This is a genomic window from Serratia sp. DFXYC6 (assembly GCF_057196085.1).
In genome coordinates, this window is the sequence record NZ_JBXUNV010000001.1 from 89491 (window position 1) to 110242 (window position 20752).

The 20752-nt window shown below is 62.9% G+C and carries 15 protein-coding genes; 13 read left to right on the forward strand and 2 right to left on the reverse strand.

Going from position 1 to position 20752, the window contains the following annotated elements:
- Window positions 1–27 precede the first annotated feature (27 nt).
- Window positions 28–1080 carry a DUF2157 domain-containing protein gene (locus AC2CGQ_RS00500; RefSeq protein WP_166445331.1) on the reverse strand — a complete coding sequence of 351 codons (1053 nt, stop codon included), beginning with the start codon at window positions 1078–1080 and terminating at the stop codon, window positions 28–30.
- Window positions 1081–1197: 117 nt separating this feature from the next.
- On the opposite strand from AC2CGQ_RS00500, the gene tadA reads away from it, so the two are divergent.
- Window positions 1198–1704, forward strand: coding sequence for a tRNA adenosine(34) deaminase TadA (gene tadA / locus AC2CGQ_RS00505; protein ID WP_015378796.1), 507 nt, complete (start codon window positions 1198–1200; stop codon window positions 1702–1704).
- Here tadA and mltF read toward each other — a convergent pair whose 3' ends face one another.
- Window positions 1705–3165 carry a membrane-bound lytic murein transglycosylase MltF gene (mltF, locus tag AC2CGQ_RS00510; RefSeq protein ID WP_004941352.1) on the reverse strand — a complete coding sequence of 487 codons (1461 nt, stop codon included), beginning with the start codon at window positions 3163–3165 and terminating at the stop codon, window positions 1705–1707.
- A gap of 278 nt (window positions 3166–3443) precedes the next feature.
- Here mltF and purL point away from each other — a divergent pair, with 278 nt between their 5' ends.
- From purL to AC2CGQ_RS00570, 12 genes are all read left to right on the forward strand, one after another.
- Entirely contained in the window at window positions 3444–7334 is a 3891-nt protein-coding gene (gene purL / locus AC2CGQ_RS00515; protein ID WP_484593384.1) for a phosphoribosylformylglycinamidine synthase, read from the forward strand.
- A gap of 886 nt (window positions 7335–8220) precedes the next feature.
- Complete coding sequence (locus tag AC2CGQ_RS00520; protein WP_004941357.1) at window positions 8221–9657, forward strand: sensor histidine kinase; 1437 nt, start codon at window positions 8221–8223, stop codon at window positions 9655–9657.
- A 3-nt stretch (window positions 9658–9660) separates the two neighbouring features.
- Window positions 9661–10533, forward strand: coding sequence for a two-component system QseEF-associated lipoprotein QseG (gene qseG / locus AC2CGQ_RS00525; protein WP_004941359.1), 873 nt, complete (start codon window positions 9661–9663; stop codon window positions 10531–10533).
- Window positions 10530–11870, forward strand: coding sequence for a two-component system response regulator GlrR (gene glrR / locus AC2CGQ_RS00530; protein ID WP_004941361.1), 1341 nt, complete (start codon window positions 10530–10532; stop codon window positions 11868–11870). Before qseG ends, glrR begins: the two co-directional genes overlap by 4 nt.
- 130 nt (window positions 11871–12000) lie before the next feature.
- Window positions 12001–13623 (forward strand): NAD+ synthase, encoded by a 1623-nt coding sequence (locus tag AC2CGQ_RS00535; protein ID WP_242141452.1) that lies wholly within the window; start codon window positions 12001–12003, stop codon window positions 13621–13623.
- Between the two features lie 11 nt (window positions 13624–13634).
- Window positions 13635–13973: a nitrogen regulatory protein P-II gene (gene glnB, locus AC2CGQ_RS00540; RefSeq protein ID WP_004847623.1), complete on the forward strand. Its 339-nt coding sequence runs from the start codon at window positions 13635–13637 to the stop codon at window positions 13971–13973.
- 219 nt (window positions 13974–14192) lie between these two features.
- A complete protein-coding gene (locus tag AC2CGQ_RS00545; protein WP_015378793.1) occupies window positions 14193–15116 on the forward strand; it encodes a LysR substrate-binding domain-containing protein in 924 nt (307 codons plus the stop codon).
- A 115-nt stretch (window positions 15117–15231) separates the two neighbouring features.
- Window positions 15232–16695 (forward strand): gamma-aminobutyraldehyde dehydrogenase, encoded by a 1464-nt coding sequence (locus tag AC2CGQ_RS00550; protein WP_242141453.1) that lies wholly within the window; start codon window positions 15232–15234, stop codon window positions 16693–16695.
- Window positions 16696–16768: 73 nt separating this feature from the next.
- Entirely contained in the window at window positions 16769–17923 is a 1155-nt protein-coding gene (gene ydcS / locus AC2CGQ_RS00555) for a putative ABC transporter substrate-binding protein YdcS (protein ID WP_019452335.1), read from the forward strand.
- Window positions 17924–17976: 53 nt separating this feature from the next.
- Window positions 17977–19005 carry an ABC transporter ATP-binding protein gene (locus tag AC2CGQ_RS00560; RefSeq protein ID WP_019452336.1) on the forward strand — a complete coding sequence of 343 codons (1029 nt, stop codon included), beginning with the start codon at window positions 17977–17979 and terminating at the stop codon, window positions 19003–19005.
- A 1-nt stretch (window position 19006) separates the two neighbouring features.
- On the forward strand, window positions 19007–19951 hold the full coding sequence (locus tag AC2CGQ_RS00565) for an ABC transporter permease (RefSeq protein ID WP_021504515.1): 945 nt from the start codon (window positions 19007–19009) through the stop codon (window positions 19949–19951).
- On the forward strand, window positions 19941–20747 hold the full coding sequence (locus AC2CGQ_RS00570; RefSeq protein WP_004941378.1) for an ABC transporter permease: 807 nt from the start codon (window positions 19941–19943) through the stop codon (window positions 20745–20747). The genes AC2CGQ_RS00565 and AC2CGQ_RS00570 overlap by 11 nt, the downstream gene beginning before the upstream one ends.
- The last annotated feature ends 5 nt before the right edge of the window (window positions 20748–20752 follow it).

A 20752-nucleotide genomic window follows, 5' to 3' on the forward strand; every position in this document is an offset into this window, starting at 1 on the left:
CCTTGGTTGCTTTTATCGGTACCGCGATCAGTCGTCGCTCACGTCGTGCGGCTTGCGCCCCAGCTGCCAAATCTTTTCTGCATAGTGCCCCAACGCCCACAGGCTCAGCCCGAGCAGCGCGAAGAAAATCGTCTTCGGCATGCTGTCCCAGAAAAACTCGAACAAACGGGTATACAGGTTGATGCCGAGGAAGGTCAGCCCGAAACCGCGCAGCATGGCGTCGTCATGCTTCAGCCCCAGCCAGATGGCGGCGAGGGCGGCCAGCCCGAACAGCAGGCTCCAGTGGAACAGCTCGATCTGGCGCGCGCGGTACCAGCTGTCGAGATCGCCGTAGTTGCCGAAGATAGACAGCAGCCACAGGGCGATGAACAGGTACAGCAGCCCCATCGCCAGCGACACCCGCTGCAGGCCGCGCTGCGCCAAGAGCGGCCGCAGCAGCAATGCGGCGGCGATCAGCACCGCGCCAAAGGCGATAAAGCGAATCGGATAACTCATGCCGAGCCAGTAGGCGCCCCAGCCGGACAGGTAGCCGGTCTCGGCGCCGAAGGCATTGCCGAGCGACAGCAGGGCGAACCACCACACCAGCCCGGATCGGCTGAACCAGCCGATCGCGCCGTACAGCAGCGCGGCGACCAGCAGCAGCACGGAAACCCGGCCGCTGCCGTTATCCAGCCAGATCCCCAGCTGCCATAAGGCGCAGGCGGTAAGCAACACGGCGACAAACAATGCCGCCTCGTTGCCGTAACGTTTTTCCGGGTGCCGTTGGCGGCGGCGCAGCGCCCAGACATAGGCCAGCGCCGCGAGTACGCCGGCGATCGCCATGCGCACCGGCGCGTCGAAGCGGAACAGTCCGCTCAGCCATGCAAGCAGTTCGCTGTCGGCGAACAGGCTGGTGACGGCGATCAGCAGCGAGGCCAGCGCGGCGAGAAACGCATAGCGCGCCAGCCGCCGCCAGTCGAAAGGTTGCACGTCCACATGCTGCAGCAGTTGCTGCCGTTGTTCGGGCGTCATGGCGCCTTCCCCAACCCAGCCGTCCAGCGCCTTGCGCACCACGACGGCGTTCTTTTTACTGAGCTTCATGCTTCTTGTCCCTGAATCACATGCTGATTCGGCCAGTATAGCCATTGGCGGGCGGCTACGACAAAGGGAGGCTAGTGTGTATAATGCCCGCCGCAAAAGCGCACGAGGAATTATGCGATGACTGAATATAACGATGAGTACTGGATGCGTCAGGCATTGCAGCTGGCCCTGCGCGCGCAGGAAGAGGGCGAGGTGCCGGTGGGTGCGCTGCTGGTGCTGGACAATCAGGTCATCGGCGAGGGCTGGAACCGGCCGATCGGCCGCCACGATCCTACCGCGCACGCCGAGATCATGGCGCTGCGCCAGGGCGGCGCGGTGCTGCAAAACTATCGCCTGCTGAACGCCACGCTGTACGTCACGCTGGAGCCCTGCGTGATGTGCGCCGGCGCGATGGTGCACAGCCGCATCCGCCGGTTGGTGTACGGCGCCGCCGACGAGAAAACCGGCGCGGCCGGTTCGCTGGTGGACATTCTGCGCCATCCGGGCATGAATCATCAGGTGGAGATCGTCTCAGGCGTGCTGGCGGACGAATGCGCCGCCACCCTGAGCAATTTCTTCCGCCTGCGCCGCGAACAGAAAAAAGCGCTCAGGCTGGCGCAGCGGGCGGCGGATAAGCCGGAATAATCAGTAGTTGAGCGCCAGTTCCGGCATCACCGTCGGGTAGCCTTTCCCCAACGCTTCCTGCTCGGCGGCCGCCTGCGCCGCCTTTCTCTCTTTTTCCTGCAGATAGCCCACCAGGCTGACCTGATAGCGGCGGATGTTTTCTACATAGTTGTAGGCTTCACGCCCGCGCGCATAGCCGTAGGTCAGCTGCGGGTAGTAGCGCTTTTGGCTGAGCATCGGCAGGCGTTGTTTGACGTCGACCCAGCTGTCCGGGTTGCCTTTTTGCGTCTTGGTCAGCTTGCGCGCGTCCAGCATATGGCCCCATCCCATGTTGTAGGCCGCCAGCGAGAACCAGATGCGCTCGTCTTCCGGCACGCTGTCCGGCACCTTGGCCATCAGCCGCTGCAGGTAAAGGGCGCCGCCCTGAATGCTCTCTTCCGGATCGAGGCGATCGTTGACCCCCAGGCCGTCGGCGGTGGCGCGGGTCAGCATCATCAGGCCGCGCACGCCGGTGGGTGAGGTGGCCTGCGGATTCCAGTGCGATTCCTGATAGGCGATGGCCGCCAGCAGCTTCCAGTCGATCTCGTTGGCGTGCTTCTCGAACAGCGGGCGGAAGTTGGGCAGCACCGAATCGATGGCCGACAGGAAGGTTTTGGTGTCCACATAGTCGAAGCTGCCGACGTGGCCGAGGTATTTCTCTTCCAGCCGCGCCAGGGTGCCGTCGTCCACCATCTGGCTGTAGAAATCCAGCATCGCCGCGTACAGGCTGTCGTCGCCGTCGCGTTTCAGGTACCAGGTGACCGGCTCTTCGTCGGTGACGTCGAACGCCACCGCCAGCTGCGGATGGATGCGCTGCAGCAGCGCGATGGTCACCGAATCGCCGAGGGTGTAATCCAGCTTGCCGTCGGCAACCCGTTCCAGCAGCTCTTTGGAGGTGAGATCGCTGGAGGACTCCCAGGCGAGATCCGGGTATTTATCCTGCTTGAGCTGTTTTAGCGTGCTGACGTGCGCGGAACCGGAGGCGACCGCCAGCTTGCCTTTGATGTCGGCGAAGCTTTTCGGCCGCGGGGTGCCCAGCCGGTACACCAGCTGTTGGGAAACGGAGTAGTAGGCCGGGCCGGTGCGCGCGCGGCTGAGGCGCTCCTGGTTGTAGATCAGGCCCGCCGCCAGCAGGTCGGCGTCGTCGTCGTCCAGATCGTCGAACAGGTCATTGATGTTCTGATGGGGGATCACCACCAGCTTCACCCCGAGGTAGTTGGCGAAGCGCTTGGCCAGTTCATAGTCGAGCCCACCCGGCCCTTGCTTGGTGTTGAAATAGGTCAGCGGTGAATTCAGCGTGCTGATACGCAACTCGCCGCGGGAAATGATCTCCTGGAGTTGCCCGCCCTGGCCGCTGCGCCAGGTGATGTTGGGCCACAGCGCGAGAGCCAGAAGCAGAGTGACAACGCCGATGAGGATGTAGTTTATTTTAAGACGTTTCAAATAGTTATCCAGTGGTGGCACAGGTACACCGGCGACGACAACCGCGACTTTTCTCATGGTTAAATCACCAGTGCGGGGGGCATTTTGCGCAACAAAACGCCAGTGTGCAACTTTATTGACACGTTATGACAATTCGACGGTGCGGCATGCTTTTATCAATAATCCCTACGCAAACGGTTTCGTCGGCGCCGAGGATTCTCTATAATGACGCGCGTTTTCCCCTGTTGCGCCCAATGAAGCGTCTTATCCTTCGCTTCGAAGACGAGAGAACTTTGATTATGGAAATTCTGCGTGGTTCGCCCGCTTTATCGGCTTTTCGCATTACCAAACTGCTGTCCCGCTGCCAGGACGCTCACCTGCCCGTCAGTGATATCTACGCCGAGTACGTCCACTTTGCCGATGTCAGCGCACCGCTAAGTGCCGAAGAACACGCCAAGCTTCAGCGTCTGCTCAAGTACGGTCCTTCTCTCGCCGAACACGCTCCCGAAGGCCGGTTGTTGCTGGTTACGCCGCGTCCGGGCACCATTTCTCCCTGGTCTTCCAAAGCCACCGACATCGCCCGCAACTGCGGCTTGCAACAGGTGCTGCGCCTGGAGCGCGGCCTGGCGTTCTACGTCAAGGCGCCCGAGCTGACGGAAACCCAGTGGCGCCAGCTCGCCGCACTGTTGCACGATCGCATGATGGAAACCGTCTTCAGCGAGCTGCAACAGGCTGAACAGCTGTTCGCGCACCATCAGCCGGCGCCGTATCAGTCGGTCGACGTGCTGGGCGCAGGGCGCGCTGCGCTGGAGCAAGCCAACGTCCGGCTCGGCCTGGCGCTGGCGCAGGACGAGATCGACTACCTGCTGAATGCCTTTACCGGTTTGGGGCGCAACCCGACGGATATCGAACTCTATATGTTCGCGCAGGCCAACTCTGAGCACTGCCGCCACAAGATTTTCAACGCCGACTGGATCATCGACGGCGAGCAGCAGCCTAAATCGCTGTTCAAGATGATCAAAAACACCTATGAGCAGACGCCGGACTACGTGCTGTCGGCGTATAAAGACAACGCCGCCGTGATGGAAGGTTCGCAGGTCGGCCGCTTCTTCGCCGCGCCGGAGAACGGCACGTACGATTATCATCAGGAAGACGCGCACATCCTGATGAAGGTGGAAACTCACAACCACCCGACGGCGATTTCGCCGTGGCCGGGCGCCGCGACCGGCTCCGGCGGCGAGATCCGCGACGAGGGCGCCACCGGCCGCGGCGCCAAGCCGAAGGCCGGCCTGGTGGGCTTCTCGGTGTCCAACCTGCGCATTCCCGGCTTTGAACAGCCGTGGGAGCAGGACTTCGGCAAACCGGAACGCATCGTCACCGCGCTGGACATCATGACCGAAGGCCCGCTGGGCGGCGCGGCGTTCAACAACGAATTCGGCCGTCCGGCGCTGCTGGGCTACTTCCGCACCTATGAAGAGCGCGTCAACAGCCATAACGGCGTCGAGCTGCGCGGCTACCACAAACCGATCATGCTGGCGGGCGGCATCGGCAACATCCGCGCCGATCACGTGCAGAAAGGGGAAATCACCGTCGGCGCCAAGCTGGTGGTGCTGGGCGGCCCGGCGATGAATATCGGCCTGGGCGGCGGCGCGGCGTCCTCGATGGCGTCCGGCCAGTCCGATGCCGATCTGGACTTCGCGTCGGTGCAGCGCGACAACCCGGAAATGGAACGCCGCTGTCAGGAAGTGATCGACCGCTGCTGGCAGCTGGGCGACCAGAACCCGATCCTGTTTATCCATGACGTCGGCGCCGGCGGCCTGTCCAACGCCATGCCGGAGCTGGTGAGCGACGGCGGCCGCGGCGGCCGCTTCGAACTGCGCGACATCCTCAACGACGAGCCGGGCATGAGCCCGCTGGAAGTGTGGTGCAACGAATCGCAGGAACGTTACGTGATGGCGATCGCCCCGGCGCAGATGGCGCAGTTCGACGAGATCTGCCGCCGCGAGCGCGCGCCTTATGCGGTGATCGGTGAAGCGACCGAAGAGCAGCACCTGACGCTGAACGACCGCCACTTCGACAACCAACCGATCGACATGCCGCTGGACGTGCTGCTCGGCAAAACGCCGAAGATGACCCGCGACGTCACCCGTCTGCAGGCGCAGGGCCAGGCGGTGCAGCGTGGGGACATCACGCTGGCCGACGCGGTGAAGCGCGTGCTGCATCTGCCGGCCGTCGCGGAGAAAACCTTCCTGATCACCATCGGCGACCGCACCGTCACCGGCATGGTGGCGCGTGACCAAATGGTCGGCCCGTGGCAGATCCCGGTGGCCGACTGCGCGGTCACCACCGCCAGCCTGGACAGCTATTACGGCGAGGCGATGTCGATCGGCGAACGCGCGCCGGTGGCGCTGCTGGACTTCGCCGCCTCCGGCCGCCTGGCGGTCGGGGAAGCGCTGACCAACCTGGCTGCCACGGAAATCGGCAGCCTGAAGCGCGTGAAGCTGTCCGCCAACTGGATGGCCGCCGCCGGCCACCCGGGCGAAGACGCCGGCCTGTACGAAGCGGTGAAAGCGGTGGGCGAAGAGCTGTGCCCGGCGCTGGGCATCACCATTCCGGTGGGCAAAGACTCCATGTCGATGAAAACCCGCTGGCAGGAAGGCGACGAACAGCGCGAAATGACCTCGCCGCTGTCGCTGGTCATCACCGCCTTTGCCCGCGTGGAAGACGTGCGCCACACCGTGACGCCGCAATTGCGCACCGATAAGGGCGACAGCGCGCTGCTGTTGATCGATCTGGGCAACGGCCATAACGCGCTGGGCGCTACCGCGCTGGCGCAGGTTTATCGCCAACTGGGCGACAAACCGGCCGATGTGCGCGATGTCGCGCAGCTGGCGGGCTTCTTCAACGCCATGCAGCAGCTGGTGGCCGATCGCGCGCTGCTGGCTTATCACGACCGCGCCGACGGCGGCCTGCTGGTGACGCTGGCGGAGATGGCCTTTGCCGGTCACTGCGGCGTAGAGGTTAACCTCGATGGCCTCGGCGACGATGCGCTGGCGGTGCTGTTCAACGAAGAGCTGGGCGCGGTGATCCAGGTGAGCGCCGAACGTCTCGACGAGGTGAAGCAGGCGTTCGCTCAGCATGGGCTGACCGACAACGTGCATCAGATCGGCAGCGCGCAGGCCGGCGATCGTTTCGTCATCAACCAACATGGCAAGGTGTTGTACAGCGAAAGCCGCAATACGCTGCGCACCTGGTGGGCGGAAACCACCTGGCAGATGCAGCGCCTGCGCGACAACCCGGCGTGCGCCGATCAGGAACATCAGGCCAAGCAGGATGAACAAGATCCCGGCCTGAACGTGAAGCTGACCTTCGCACCTGAGGAAGACATCGCTGCGCCGTACATCGCCAAGGGCGCTCGCCCGAAAGTGGCGGTGCTGCGCGAGCAGGGGGTGAACTCCCACGTTGAAATGGCGGCGGCGTTCCACCGCGCCGGCTTTGACGCCGTGGACGTGCACATGAGCGATCTGCTGGCCGGGCGCCGCGATCTGCAGGACTTCCACACGCTGGTGGCCTGCGGCGGCTTCTCTTACGGCGACGTCCTGGGCGCCGGCGAAGGCTGGGCGAAGTCTATCCTGTTCAACGAGCGGGTGCGCGACGAGTTTGAAGCGTTCTTCCACCGTCCGCAGACGCTGGCGCTGGGCGTGTGCAACGGCTGCCAGATGATGTCCAACCTGCGTGAGCTGATCCCGGGCGCCGAACACTGGCCGCGCTTCGTGCGCAACCTGTCGGATCGCTTCGAGGCGCGCTTCAGCCTGGTGGAAGTGGCGGCCAGCCCGTCGCTGTTCATGCAGGGCATGACCGGCTCGCGCATGCCGATCGCCGTTTCCCACGGTGAAGGGCACGTCGAAGTGCGCGATGCGGCGCATCTGGCGGCGTTGGAAAGCCACGGCCTGGTGGCGCTGCGTTTCGTCAACAACGCCGGTCAGGTGACGGAAGCTTATCCGGCCAACCCGAACGGCTCGCCGAACGGCATTACCGCAGTGACCAGCGCCAGCGGGCGCGCCACGGTGATGATGCCGCACCCGGAGCGCGTGTTCCGCACCGTCAGCAACTCCTGGCACCCGGAAGAGTGGGGCGAGGACAGCCCGTGGATGCGTATGTTCCGCAACGCCCGTAAGCAGCTGGGCTAAAAACGGTCACCACCGTACAGAGGGCGCAAGCAATTGCGCCCTTTTTTATGGCCGGCGTTCGCCGTCTGGCGGCAGTGTCTGCATTTTGCGACAAGCGCTATTTCCCCTGTCGCCAAATGGAGACGTTTAACTAATTGATTTTATTGTAGGTAAGCAGGTTTGACTTTAGTTGTCTGCATTTGGCGACAGCACGGCGTTTTTTTCATCGCTCATCAGTGCGTAATGGGTGGGGGAATTTGCTGATGTAATTTTATTTTTAAATAAAATCATTGTGTTATTATTTTTATTGCAAAGTTGGCACGCTACGTGCATTATTCTTGGCGGCTGCTCATTCACCTTTTTATGACGGCGCCGTAATTAGACGGCAAATCGCCTCATAAGCCTCCGAATGATGCCAAAGAAATGGTGCCTATCGTCCAACCAAACCGATAACAGACCGCGCAAGCGGCTTTATCAAGCATCGGGCGACACGTGGAGTGAGGCACCGCCTGTATCCAACTGTGATGAAGGGTTCATCAATCCTGGATACTTACGGATGCTATTCGTCCTGTTCGATGCCAGCCGCTGCGCTACATCACCCTGGGGACGAGGTTTAAGGGCATCCACACTTTCCTTGCGTTGGGGCAAGTTTCTTGCCCCGATGTCAATTCTCAACGCTGCGCTATGCCCGTTTCGTTGCCTATGCCCTCGAACGCAGACGCTATCCCCACACTCTCGTTTTCGCGCCGGTTGATGTTACCGGGGCCGCATGCCGTCGGCAGGCCAGGCCCATGGGCGCGCTTCGCCGATCCCGCGGCTTTTTCCTTGCGCGTTCAGGATTCTCCCCTGCCGGGCTTTTCTCTTTCCGGCGAGTCAGTTAGCATCGTGACAGAGCTGAGAGAATGAGATGATTTCGTTGAAAAAATGGCGTTTATTCCCCCGTTCGCTGCGGCAATTGGTGCTGCTGGCCTTCCTGTTGGTGCTGCTGCCGCTGTTGGTGCTGGCCTATCAAGCCTACCAGAGCCTGGATCACCTCAGCGCGCAGGCGGCGGACATCAACCGCACCACGCTGGTGGACGCGCGGCGCAGCGAGGCGATGACCAGCGTGGCGCTGGAGATGGAGCGCAGCTATCGTCAGTACTGCGTGCTGGTCGATCCTACGCTGCAGAAGCTGTACCAGAACCAGCGCAAACAGTATTCGCAGATGCTGGACGCCCACGCGCCGATCCTGCCGGACGAGCGCTACTACCAAACGCTGCGTCAGTTGCTGACCCAGCTGGCGGCGATCAAATGCCATAACAGCGGGCCGGACCAAGAGGCTTCGGCCCTGCTCGAATCGTTCTCCCGTTCCAACGCCGAAATGGTGCAGGCCACGCGCGCGGTGGTGTTCTCGCGCGGCCAGCAGCTGCAGCAAGCCATCGCCGAGCGCGGCCAGTTCTTCGGCTGGCAGGCGCTGCTGTTGTTCCTGGTCAGCGTGCTGCTGGTGGTGCTGTTCACCCGCATGATCATCGGGCCGGTCAAGGCCGTGGAACGGATGATCAATCGCCTGGGGGAAGGGCGCGCGCTGGGCAGCACCGCGTCGTTCAAAGGGCCGCGCGAGCTGCGTTCGCTGGCGCAGCGCATCATTTGGCTGAGCGAGCGGCTGGCGTGGCTGGAATCGCAGCGCCACGAGTTCTTGCGCCATATCTCGCACGAGTTGAAAACGCCGCTGGCCAGCATGCGTGAAGGCACCGAACTGCTGGCCGACGAAGTGGCGGGGCCGCTGACCTCCGATCAAAAAGAGGTGGTGGCGATCCTCGACAACAGCAGTCGCCACCTGCAGCAGCTGATTGAACAACTGCTGGATTACAACCGCAAACTGGCCGACGGCCCGGCGGAACACGAGAACGTCGAGCTGCGCGAGATGGTCGATTTGGTGGTCGCCGCGCACAGTTTGCCGGCGCGGGCGAAGATGATTTCCACCGAAATCGCGCTGGAGGCGGAAATCTGCTGGGCAGAGCCTACGCTATTAATGCGCGTGCTGGATAATCTCTACTCCAATGCGGTGCACTACGGCAAGGAATCCGGTAACATTTGGATCCGCAGCCGTCAGGTTGGACAACGGGTGCAAATCGACGTCGCCAATACCGGCACGCCGATCCCCGAGGCTGAAAGAGCCATGATTTTCGAGCCTTTTTTCCAGGGTAGTCACCAGCGAAAAGGGGCGGTAAAAGGAAGCGGACTGGGGTTGAGCATCGCTCAGGACTGTATCCGTCGCATGCGCGGTGAGCTGCAACTGGCGACGGTCGCCGGTGCAGACGTCTGCTTCCGCATTGAACTGCCGTTAACCGCCGAGAATGAATAAATAATGTACACATGGTCTAAACGCCTTCGTCTTTCGCAGACCGAACGTTCACCGCGTGCCACGCACAGAGCGCCGCTCGGCAAACGCCCGATCAGCTGGTTGGGCGCCGTTTTCTTTATGCCGCTGTTGCTGGCGGGCTGCGTCGATCGCGCGGTCAGCGGCGGCCTGAGCGCTCAGCAGCAAGAAGCGATCCCGGATACCAAGGTGATCGATTACCGCACCGCGGCCTGCGATACCCTGTGGCAGTTGGACGACAAGGACGCGCTGGATAACGCGCTCTACTGGCTGCGTGCGATGGACTGCGCCGATCGCATCGGCTCAACCCAGGCGCGCGCGCTGGCGAAAACGGTGCCTGGCGACAGCTGGTCCGGCGTTTTCAAACAGAGCATCCTGCTGGGGAGCGCACAGCCGACCTCCGGCGAACGCCGCCAGATGATCGACAGGATCAACAGCTACCGGATGGAGTTTCCCGGTTCGCTGCGTCCACTGACGCAGCTGTGGCGCCAGCAGCAGATGCTGCAGATCACGCTGTTCGATGAGAAAGCGCGTTATCAGCATCTGCAGGAAAGCAGCGACAGCCAGATCGATTCGCTGCGCCAGAGCCAGGCGCGCTTGCAATCGCAGCTGCAGGACACCTCGCGCAAGCTGGAAAACCTGACCGACATCGAGCGCCAGCTCTCATCGCGCAAGCAGCTGCAAGGGGAAATACCGGACAACGGCACAGGCTCGCAAAAGGGCGAAGCCGCCGGTAAAAACGGCGCGGCCGCGAAAGGGGCTGAGCCGCAGGACGAGCCGGAAAAGGGCACTGCGCTGCCGGTTGAACCGGAAGACACCTATACGCCGCACCCTGCCAATAAGGAGTCCCACGCGCAATGACCGCACGCAAACCGGCCAACCTGTTATTGGTTGACGACGATCCCAGCCTGCTGAAGCTGCTGGGCATGCGCCTGACCAGCGAAGGTTTTCACGTCACCACCGCCGAAAGCGGCCAGGAAGCGCTGCGCCTGCTGGCGCGCGAACAGATCGATCTGGTGATCAGCGATCTGCGCATGGATGAGATGGACGGCATGGCGCTGTTCGCCGAGATCCAAAAACATCAGCCGGGCATGCCGGTGATCATTCTCACCGCGCACGGTTCGATTCCCGATGCGGTGGCCGCCACCCAGCAGGGGGTGTTCAGCTTTCTCACCAAGCCGGTGGATCGCGATGCGCTGTACAAGGCCATCGACGAGGCGCTCGCGCTGTCGGCCAGCCCGGCCGGCGACGATGCCTGGCGGGAAGACATCGTCACCCGCAGCCCGTTGATGCTGCGCCTGCTGGAGCAGGTGAAAATGGTGGCGCAGTCGGACGTCAGCGTATTGATCAACGGCCAGAGCGGCACCGGTAAAGAGGTGGTGGCGCAGGCGATCCACGCGGCCAGCCCGCGCGCCAGCAAGGCGTTCATCGCCATCAACTGCGGCGCGCTGCCGGAGCAGCTGCTGGAGTCCGAACTGTTCGGCCACGCCAAGGGCGCCTTTACCGGTGCGGTCAGCAGCCGCGAAGGGCTGTTCCAGGCGGCGGCGGGCGGCACGCTGTTCCTTGACGAGATCGGCGATATGCCGCTGTCGCTGCAGGTGAAGTTGCTGCGCGTGCTGCAGGAGCGCAAGGTGCGGCCGCTCGGCAGCAATCGCGATCTGGACATTGACGTACGCATCATCTCCGCCACCCACCGCGATCTGCAAAAGGCGATGGCGAAGAACGAGTTCCGCGAGGATCTCTACTACCGCCTCAACGTGGTGAACCTCAAGATCCCGGCGCTCAACGAGCGCGCCGAAGATATCCCGCTGCTGGCCAATCACCTGTTGCGCGAAGCGGCTCAGCGGCACAAGCCGTTCGTGCGCAGCTTCTCGACCGACGCCATGAAGCGGCTGATGACCGCCAGCTGGCCGGGCAACGTGCGTCAGTTGGTCAACGTCATCGAGCAGTGCGTGGCGCTGACCTCTGCGCCGGTGATCAGCGAAGCGTTGGTGGAGCAGGCGCTGGAAGGGGAAAATACCGCGCTGCCGACCTTTGCCGAAGCGCGCAACCAGTTCGAGTTGCATTACCTGCGCAAGCTGCTGCAGATCACCAAGGGCAACGTGACCCAGGCCGCGCGCATGGCGGGCCGCAACCGCACCGAGTTTTACAAATTGCTGTCGCGCCACGAGCTGGACGCCAACGATTTTAAAGAATGACAGTTTCCCGCCGGCGCCTGCCACGCAGGTTCTCAACAAATCCGGCGGAATGATTTACACTCCGTTCTCTTTGCCGCGGCGCGCCCCGGCGTAGAGCACCATGGAACGTATTAAGCGGGATCGTACACAAATGAGCAGATCACTTTCCATCGCCCTGGCCCAGCTGAACCTGCTGGTCGGCGACATTGAAGGCAACACCGAACGCATGTTGCAAATCGTGCAGGAGCAGCAGAAGGCGGGAGCCGATCTGGTCATGTTCAGCGAACTGGCGCTGTCCGGCTACCCGCCGGAAGACCTGCTGTACCGCAATGATTTCTATCAGCGCTGCGATGCGCAGCTGCTGCGCCTGCAGCAGGCCTCCGCCGAGACGGCGATCCTGGTCGGCCACCCGTGGCGCGAAGGCGACAAGCTGTACAACGCGCTGTCGCTGTTCGCCGAAGGCCGCCTGCTGACCCGCTACTTCAAGCAGCAGCTGCCGAACTACGGCGTGTTCGATGAGAAGCGCTATTTCCACGCCGGCAACGACACCTGCGTGGTGCAATTGAAAGGCTACCGTCTGGGGCTGCTGATCTGCGAAGATCTGTGGTTCCCTGAGCCGATCGACGCCGCCAAGGCGGCCGGCGCGGAGATTATCCTGTCGATCAACGCCTCGCCGTATAATCGCGAAAAACCGTATATCCGCAAAACGCTGATGGCCGGCCACTGCCAGCGCACCCAGCTGCCGCTGGTGTACCTCAACCAGGTCGGCGGCCAGGATGAGCTGATCTTCGACGGCTGCTCCAAGGTCTTCGACGCCGCCGGCACCATGACTCACCGTCTGGCGGCCTTCGACGAGCAGGTCACTCGCGTGGCATTCAACGAGCTGGATGTGGTGCCGATGGCCGATCCGGCCGCCGAACTGCCGCAGCTGGCGCAGGTGTATCAGGCGCTGGTGCTGGCGGTGCGCGACTACGTGACCAAAAACGGCTTTAAAGGCGCGGTGCTGGGGCTGTCCGGCGGCATCGACTCGGCGCTGACGCTGGCGATCGCCGTGGATGCGTTGGGCAAAGACAAGGTGCAGGCGCTGATGATGCCATTCCGCTACACCGCGGATATCAGCATCGCCGACGCCAAGGAAGAGGCGGAAATCCTCGGCGTGGAGTTCGATATCGTCTCCATCGAACCGATGTTCGACGCCTTTATGGGCCAGCTGTCGCCGATGTTCGCCGGCACCGAGCGCGACACCACCGAAGAGAACCTGCAGGCGCGTTGCCGCGGGGTGGTGCTGATGGCGCTGTCCAACAAGCGCCGCAGCATCGTGCTGACCACCGGCAACAAGAGCGAAATGGCGGTCGGTTACGCCACGCTGTACGGCGATATGGCCGGCGGTTTCGACGTGCTGAAGGACGTGCCGAAAACGCTGGTGTTCAAGCTGTCTGAATACCGTAACACCGTCTCCTACGTGATCCCGCAGCGGGTGATCGATCGCCCGCCGTCCGCCGAGCTGGCGCCGGATCAGGTCGATCAGGACAGCCTGCCGCCGTACGATATCCTGGATGCGATCCTGGAAGGCTACGTCGAGCGCGACAAGTCGGTCGCCGATCTGGTGGCCGAAGGGTTCGACGAAGCGATCGTGCGCAAGGTGATCCGCCTAGTGGACATCAACGAATACAAGCGGCGTCAGGCCGCCGTCGGGCCGCGCATCACCGCCCGTAACTTCGGCAAAGACCGCCGCTACCCCATCACATCCGGTTTTGGCCGCAAAAATTGGTAAAAGGAAAGAAGATGAAAAAGATCGACGCGATTATCAAGCCGTTCAAACTGGATGACGTCCGCGAAGCGCTGGCCGAAGTGGGCATCACCGGCATGACGGTCACCGAAGTCAAAGGCTTCGGCCGCCAGAAGGGCCACACCGAGCTGTACCGCGGCGCCGAATACATGGTCGATTTTCTGCCTAAGGTGAAGATCGAGATCGTGGTTGCCGACGACATCGTCGACACCTGCGTGGAAACCATTATGCAAACCGCGCAGACCGGCAAGATCGGCGACGGCAAAATCTTCGTCTTCGACGTGGCGCGCGTGGTGCGTATCCGTACCGGCGAGCAGGACGAAGAAGCGATCTGATCCTCCGCAGGTTCATCGGCCATCAGGAGGGCGCAGCATGCTGCGCCCTTGTCATTTCTGCTCCCCGTACATCACACTTCTTCGCCTCGCCGTTTCCCCCATTTTTGCCTGCGGGCATTCTAAAAAAGCGAACGCTATCGCGTTTTTGACACTTTTCCCGATCGCTTCACGGCTGGCGTCTACACTCAACGCAATGTTTTTGCTTGAGGAATCACCCCCATGATGACGTTACGCCAAATCCGCCACTTCATCGCCGTGGCGGAAACCGGGTCGATCTCCGCCGGCGCCCAGGCGGTGTTTGTCTCCCAGTCTTCGCTGACGCTGGCGATCCAGCAGCTGGAAACCGAGATCGGCGTGCGGCTGTTCGATCGCCACGCCAAGGGCATGACGCTGACCCATCAGGGGCACCAATTCTTGCGCCAGTCGTATCTGATCCTGGCGACGGTGGACAACGCCAAGCGCAGCCTGCAGATCGGCACCGAAAGCCTGACCGGCAAGCTGACCATCGGCGTCACCAGCCTGGTGGCCGGTTACTTCCTGGTGGAACTGCTCACGCGCTTTAAATCGGCTTATCCCAATGTCACCGTGCAGGTGGTTGAAGACGAACGCCCGTACATCGAGCATCTGCTGGTCAGCGGCGAGATCGACATCGGCGTGCTGATCTTGTCGAACATCGAGGACCGCGACGCGCTGCAGACCGAGGTGCTGATGCACTCGCCGTATCGCCTGTGGCTGCCGCCGCTGCACCCGCTGCTGGAGCACGAGAGCATCAGCCTGGCGGACGTGGCCAAACAGCCGCTGATCCAGCTCAACGCCGATGAAATGGACGTGCACGCGCGGCGCATCTGGGCGCGCGCCGGGCTGAAGCCGGAGATCGCCATGAAGACCGCCTCGACCGAGGCGGTGCGCAGCCTGGTGGCGGCGGGGATGGGAGTCTCCATCCAGCCGGATATGGCGTACCGCGCCTGGTCGCTGGAGGGCAACATGATCGAGGCGCGCAAGCTGGACGATCTGCTGGAGCCGCTGGATATCGGGTTGGCATGGCGGCGCGGCAGCGCGCGGCCGGAGCTGGTGACGCCGTTCCTCACCATCGCGCGCGAGAACGGCAGCAAACATGCCGCCGGGCTTAAGCATTCGATTTAATCGAACGCGTCGTTCAGTATTTAGAATTTGTTGCCCGCCAGAGGCTCGCTTAGGCTGATTAAAACTAACTTATTCACATTTGGTTAACGTTTTTGTCACTTAGGGGCGTCAGGCGATGGCGGATGTGCAGGTTCTCTCAGGTTTGTCCTGTCAGCAGTTCATTAACGGTCAGCTTATCGACGGCGAAGGCCAGCAGGAGTGCATCGTCAATCCGGCCAACGGCGAGACGCTGATCGCCCTGACCGAAGCCTCTGCGGCACAGGTCGGCAGCGCGGTGAAAGCCGCGCAGCAGGCGTTTGGCCATTGGTCGCGCACTACGCCGGCCCAGCGCGCCACGCTGTTGCTGCGTATCGCCGACGCCATTGAGCGGCAGGCGCCGCAGCTGGCGCAGCTGGAGGCCCTCAACTGCGGCAAACCGCTGCATCAGGCGCTCAATGACGATCTGCCGGCGGCGGTCGACGTGTTCCGCTTCTTTGCCGGCGCGGTGCGCACGCAGCAAGGGCAACTGGCCGGTGAGTATGTGCCGGGCCACACCTCGATGATCCGCCGCGATCCCATTGGCGTGGTGGCCTCGATCGCCCCCTGGAACTATCCGCTGATGATGGCGGCGTGGAAGATCGCGCCGGCGTTGGCGGCGGGCAATACCGTGGTGTTTAAACCCTCCGAACATACGCCGCTGACCATTCTGGCGTTGGTGCCTGCGCTGCAAGAGATCCTGCCGCCGGGCGTGCTGAACATCGTCTATGGCGGCGGTGAAGGGGTCGGCAGCCAGCTGGTGGGGCACCCGCAGGTGCGGCTGGTGTCGGTCACCGGCGATATCGTCACCGGGCAAAAAATCCTCCAGGCGGCGGCTAAAAGCGTCAAGCGCACCCATCTGGAGCTGGGGGGCAAGGCGCCGGTGATCGTTTGCGACGACGCCGATCTCGACGAGGTGGTCAACGGCATTCGCACCTACGGCTATTACAACGCCGGCCAGGACTGCACCGCCGCCTGCCGCATCTACGCGCAGGCCGGCATCTATCCCAAACTGGTGGACGCGCTGGGCGAAGCGGTCGCCAGCCTGCGCTTCGCCCGCAAGCGCGATCAGGACAACGAGATCGGCCCGTTGATAAGTGCCCGCCAGCGCGATCGCGTCGCCAGTTTTGTCGAGCGGGCGCTCAGCCAACCGCATATCGAATTGATCACCGGTGCCGCGGCGCACTCCGGGCCGGGGTTCTACTACCAGCCGACCTTGCTGGCGGGTTGCCTGCAAAGCGACGAGATCGTGCAGCGTGAGGTGTTTGGCCCGGTGGTCAGCGTCACGCGCTTCGAACACCTGGAGCAGGCGGTCGCCTGGGCCAACGACTCGGAATACGGGCTGGCCTCGTCGGTGTGGACGCAAAATATCGATCGGGCGCTGCACATTGCCGCCCATCTGCAGTACGGCAGCACCTGGATCAACACTCATTTCACCTTGGCGAGCGAAATGCCGCACGGCGGCCTGAAACGCTCCGGCTACGGCAAGGATCTGTCCAGCGATTCGCTGCAGGATTACAGCGTTGTCAGGCACGTAATGGCGAAGTTCAAAGCCAGCTTCTAACGGTTATATCAAGAAAAATCAGGCGGCAGCCGTTCCCTGCCGCATACCGATAAGCAACACAGGGGTAATTACGATGGGAAAAACTACCGCAGTCACCACCACCGTCTCCGCGCTCTGTCTCACCGTGCTGTGCGGCCTGGCCCAGGCGGCCGATCTGCCGCAGTCGCTGGGCAAAGGCGAAGGCCGGCTGGACATCATCGCCTGGCCCGGCTACATCGAACGCGGCCAGTCCGACAAAAACTACGACTGGGTCACCCAGTTTGAAAAGCAAACCGGCTGTGCGGTGAACGTGAAGACCGCCGCCACCTCCGATGAAATGGTCAGCCTGATGGCCAAGGGCGGCTACGATCTGGTGACCGCCTCCGGCGACGCCTCGCTACGCCTGATCTTCGGCAAGCGGGTGCAGCCGATCAACACCGCGCTGATCCCGAACTGGAAGAACATCGATCCGCGCCTGCTGAACGGCGCCTGGTATACCGTGGACGGCAAAACTTACGGCACGCCGTACCAGTGGGGACCGAACCTGCTGATGTACAACACCAAAACCTTCCCGACGCCGCCGGACAGCTGGGCGGTGATCTTCCAGCAGCAGAACCTGCCGGACGGTAAGAGCAACCAGGGGCGGGTGCAGGCTTACGACGGCCCGATCTACATCGCCGACGCGGCGCTGTTCCTGAAGGCCACCCAGCCGCAGCTCGGCATCAGCGATCCTTACCAGCTCAACGAAGAGCAGTATCAGGCGGCGCTGAAGCTGCTGCGTAGCCAGCACGCGCTGATCCACCGCTACTGGCACGATACCTCGGTGCAGATGAGCGACTTTAAAAACGAAGGCGTGGTGGCCTCCAGCGCCTGGCCGTATCAGGCCAACGCCCTGAAGGGCGAAGGACAGCCGATCGCCACCGTGTTCCCGAAAGAGGGCGTGACCGGCTGGGCGGACACCACCATGCTGCATGCCGATGCCAAACACCCGAGCTGCGCCTACCAGTGGATGAACTGGTCGCTGGAGCCGAAGGTGCAGGGCGACGTGGCGGCCTGGTTCGGGTCGGTGCCGGCTTCACCGGCGGGCTGCAAGGCCAGCGCGCTGCTGGGTGAGAAGGGTTGCGAAACCAACGGTTTCAACCAGTTCGACAAAATCGCCTTCTGGAAAACGCCGCAGGCGCAGGGCGGCAAGTTCGTGCCGTACAGCCGCTGGACCCAGGATTACATCGCCATCATGGGCGGCCGCTAAGCCGCGGGGCGCAGCCCGCTGCGCCCGAATTACATCAGAATGGAGCACAGAAAATGACCATTGCCGTGCAATTCATCGATGTTTCGCGGACTTTCGGCGATGTTCGCGCCGTGGATCGGGTATCCATCGACATTCAGGACGGGGAATTCTTCTCCATGCTCGGGCCGTCCGGCTCGGGCAAAACCACCTGCCTGCGCCTGATCGCCGGCTTTGAACAGCTGACTTCCGGCTCTATTCGCATTCACGGCCAGGAAGCCGCCAACCTGCCGCCGTACCAGCGCGACGTGAACACCGTGTTTCAGGATTACGCGCTGTTCCCGCACATGTCGGTGCTGGAAAACGTCGCCTACGGCCTGATGGTGAAGGGCGTCGCCAAACGCGAGCGGCTGGCGCGGGCGCAAGAGGCGCTGGAGAGCGTGGCGCTCGGTTTCGTCGCCGAACGCAAACCGGCGCACCTGTCGGGCGGCCAGCGGCAGCGCGTGGCGCTGGCGCGCGCGCTGGTCAATCGGCCGCGGGTGCTGCTGCTGGACGAGCCGCTCGGCGCGCTGGATCTCAAGCTGCGCGAGCAGATGCAGGGCGAGCTGAAGAAGCTGCAGCGTCAGTTGGGCATCACCTTTATCTTCGTCACCCACGATCAAAGCGAAGCGCTGTCGATGTCCGATCGGGTGGCGGTGTTCAATAACGGCCGCATCGAGCAGGTGGATACGCCGCGCGAGCTTTACATGCGGCCGAAGACGCCGTTCGTCGCCGAGTTCGTCGGCACCTCCAACGTGGTGCGCAGCGAGCTGGCGCAGCGCCTGCTTGGCGAAAGCCGAACCTTCTCGATCCGGCCGGAACATATCCGCCTGCTGGAGCAAGGCGGCGCGGCGCAGGACGAAATCCAGGTGCAGGGCACGCTGCAGGAAATCCACTACCAGGGCGCGGCCACGCGCTATGAGATCGCGCTGAACGGCGGCGAAAAGCTGCTGGTCAGCCAGGCCAATCCACAGTGGATCGCCGCAGGGCAACAGCGTCAGATCGGCCAGCCGATCGTCGCCTGCTGGCCGCGCGCGGCGATGGTGCCGCTGCTGGAGGAGAGGTGAGATGGACATGAGCATCGATTCCCCCCCGGCGCGCGGCGGTAGCGTGCGCGCGCTGTCGACCTGGCTCTATCGCCGGCCGACGCTGTATCTGCTGTTACTGCTGGTGCCGCCGCTGCTGTGGTTCGGCGCGGTGTACCTCGGCTCGCTGCTGACGCTGCTGTGGCAGGGGTTCTACACCTTCGACGATTTCACCATGGCGGTGACGCCGGATCTGACCTTCGCCAACCTGGCGGCGCTGTTCAACCCGGCCAACTACGACATCATCCTGCGCACGCTGACCATGGCGGTGCTGGTGTCGCTGGCCAGCGCGGTACTGGCGTTCCCGATCGCCTATTACATGGCGCGTTATACCAGCGGCCGCGTCAAGGCGTTCTTTTACATCGCGGTGATGATGCCGATGTGGGCCAGCTATATCGTCAAAGCCTATGCCTGGACCCTGCTGCTGGCGAAAGACGGCGTGGCGCAGTGGTTCCTGCAGCACCTGGGGCTGGAGCCGCTGTTGGCTTCGCTGCTGACGGTGCCCGGCGTCGGCGGCAACACGCTGTCGACCTCGGGGCTGGGGCGTTTTCTGGTGTTCGTTTATATCTGGCTGCCGTTCATGATCCTGCCGATCCAGGCGGCGCTGGAGCGCCTGCCGCCTTCGCTGCTGCACGCTTCGGCGGATCTGGGCGCCCGGCCGGCGCAGACCTTCCGCCACGTCATTTTGCCGCTGGCGGTGCCGGGCATCGCCGCCGGATCGATCTTCACCTTTTCGCTGACGCTGGGCGACTTTATCGTGCCGCAGCTGGTGGGGCCGCCGGGCTATTTCATCGGCAGCATGGTCTACGCCCAGCAGGGCGCGATCGGCAATATGCCGATGGCCGCGGCCTTTACGCTGGTGCCGATCGTCCTGATCGCCATCTACCTTTCCATCGTCAAACGTCTGGGGGCTTTCGATGCACTCTGAACGCGCGCCCTTAGGGCTGAAGCTGGCCGCCTGGGGCGGACTTGTCTTCCTGCATTTCCCGTTGGCGATCATCGCCATCTATGCCTTCAACACCGAGGACGCGGCCTTCAGCTTCCCGCCGAAGGGCTTTACGCTGCACTGGTTCAACGTTGCCGCCGGGCGGCAGGACATCCTCGATGCGGTGCTGCTGTCGGCGCAGATCGCCTGCCTGGCGACCGCCATCGCGCTGGTGCTCGGCACCCTGGCGGCGGCGGCGCTGTATCGGCGCGATTTCTTCGGCAAAGACAGCATTTCGCTGTTGCTGCTGCTGCCGATCGCGCTGCCGGGGATCGTCACCGGCCTGGCGCTGCTGGCGGCGTTCAAGGCGCTGAACATCGAGCCGGGCATCCTGACCATCGTCGTCGGCCATGCGACGTTCTGCGTGGTGATCGTGTTCAACAACGTCATCGCCCGATTCCGCCGCACCTCGTACAGCCTGATCGAGGCTTCGATGGATCTCGGCGCCGACGGCTGGCAAACCTTCCGTTACGTGATCTTGCCGAACCTCGGCTCGGCGCTGCTGGCCGGCGGCATGCTGGCGTTCGCACTGTCGTTCGATGAAATCATCGTGACCACCTTTACCGCCGGCCACGAGCGCACGCTGCCGCTGTGGCTGCTGAACCAGCTCGGTCGCCCGCGCGACGTGCCGATCACCAACGTGGTGGCGCTGTCGGTGATGCTGTTGACCATGCTGCCGATCCTCGGCGCTTACTACCTGACCAAAGGTGGGGAAAGCGTCGCCGGCAGCGGCAAATAATTTCC

Excerpts from the sequence above, each read along its gene's own strand:
- purL (WP_484593384.1), top strand. The coding sequence starts at position 3,444 with ATGGAAATTCTGCGTGGTTCGCCCGCTTTATCGGCTTTTCGCATTACC.
- AC2CGQ_RS00550 (WP_242141453.1), top strand. The coding sequence starts at position 15,232 with ATGGCGGATGTGCAGGTTCTCTCAGGTTTGTCCTGTCAGCAGTTCATT.
- AC2CGQ_RS00520 (WP_004941357.1), top strand. The coding sequence starts at position 8,221 with ATGATTTCGTTGAAAAAATGGCGTTTATTCCCCCGTTCGCTGCGGCAA.
- AC2CGQ_RS00565 (WP_021504515.1), top strand. The coding sequence starts at position 19,007 with ATGGACATGAGCATCGATTCCCCCCCGGCGCGCGGCGGTAGCGTGCGC.
- glnB (WP_004847623.1), top strand. The coding sequence starts at position 13,635 with ATGAAAAAGATCGACGCGATTATCAAGCCGTTCAAACTGGATGACGTC.
- qseG (WP_004941359.1), top strand. The coding sequence starts at position 9,661 with ATGTACACATGGTCTAAACGCCTTCGTCTTTCGCAGACCGAACGTTCA.
- tadA (WP_015378796.1), top strand. The coding sequence starts at position 1,198 with ATGACTGAATATAACGATGAGTACTGGATGCGTCAGGCATTGCAGCTG.
- AC2CGQ_RS00570 (WP_004941378.1), top strand. The coding sequence starts at position 19,941 with ATGCACTCTGAACGCGCGCCCTTAGGGCTGAAGCTGGCCGCCTGGGGC.
- glrR (WP_004941361.1), top strand. The coding sequence starts at position 10,530 with ATGACCGCACGCAAACCGGCCAACCTGTTATTGGTTGACGACGATCCC.
- AC2CGQ_RS00545 (WP_015378793.1), top strand. The coding sequence starts at position 14,193 with ATGATGACGTTACGCCAAATCCGCCACTTCATCGCCGTGGCGGAAACC.
- AC2CGQ_RS00535 (WP_242141452.1), top strand. The coding sequence starts at position 12,001 with ATGAGCAGATCACTTTCCATCGCCCTGGCCCAGCTGAACCTGCTGGTC.
- AC2CGQ_RS00500 (WP_166445331.1), bottom strand. The coding sequence starts at position 1,080 with ATGAAGCTCAGTAAAAAGAACGCCGTCGTGGTGCGCAAGGCGCTGGAC.
- AC2CGQ_RS00560 (WP_019452336.1), top strand. The coding sequence starts at position 17,977 with ATGACCATTGCCGTGCAATTCATCGATGTTTCGCGGACTTTCGGCGAT.
- ydcS (WP_019452335.1), top strand. The coding sequence starts at position 16,769 with ATGGGAAAAACTACCGCAGTCACCACCACCGTCTCCGCGCTCTGTCTC.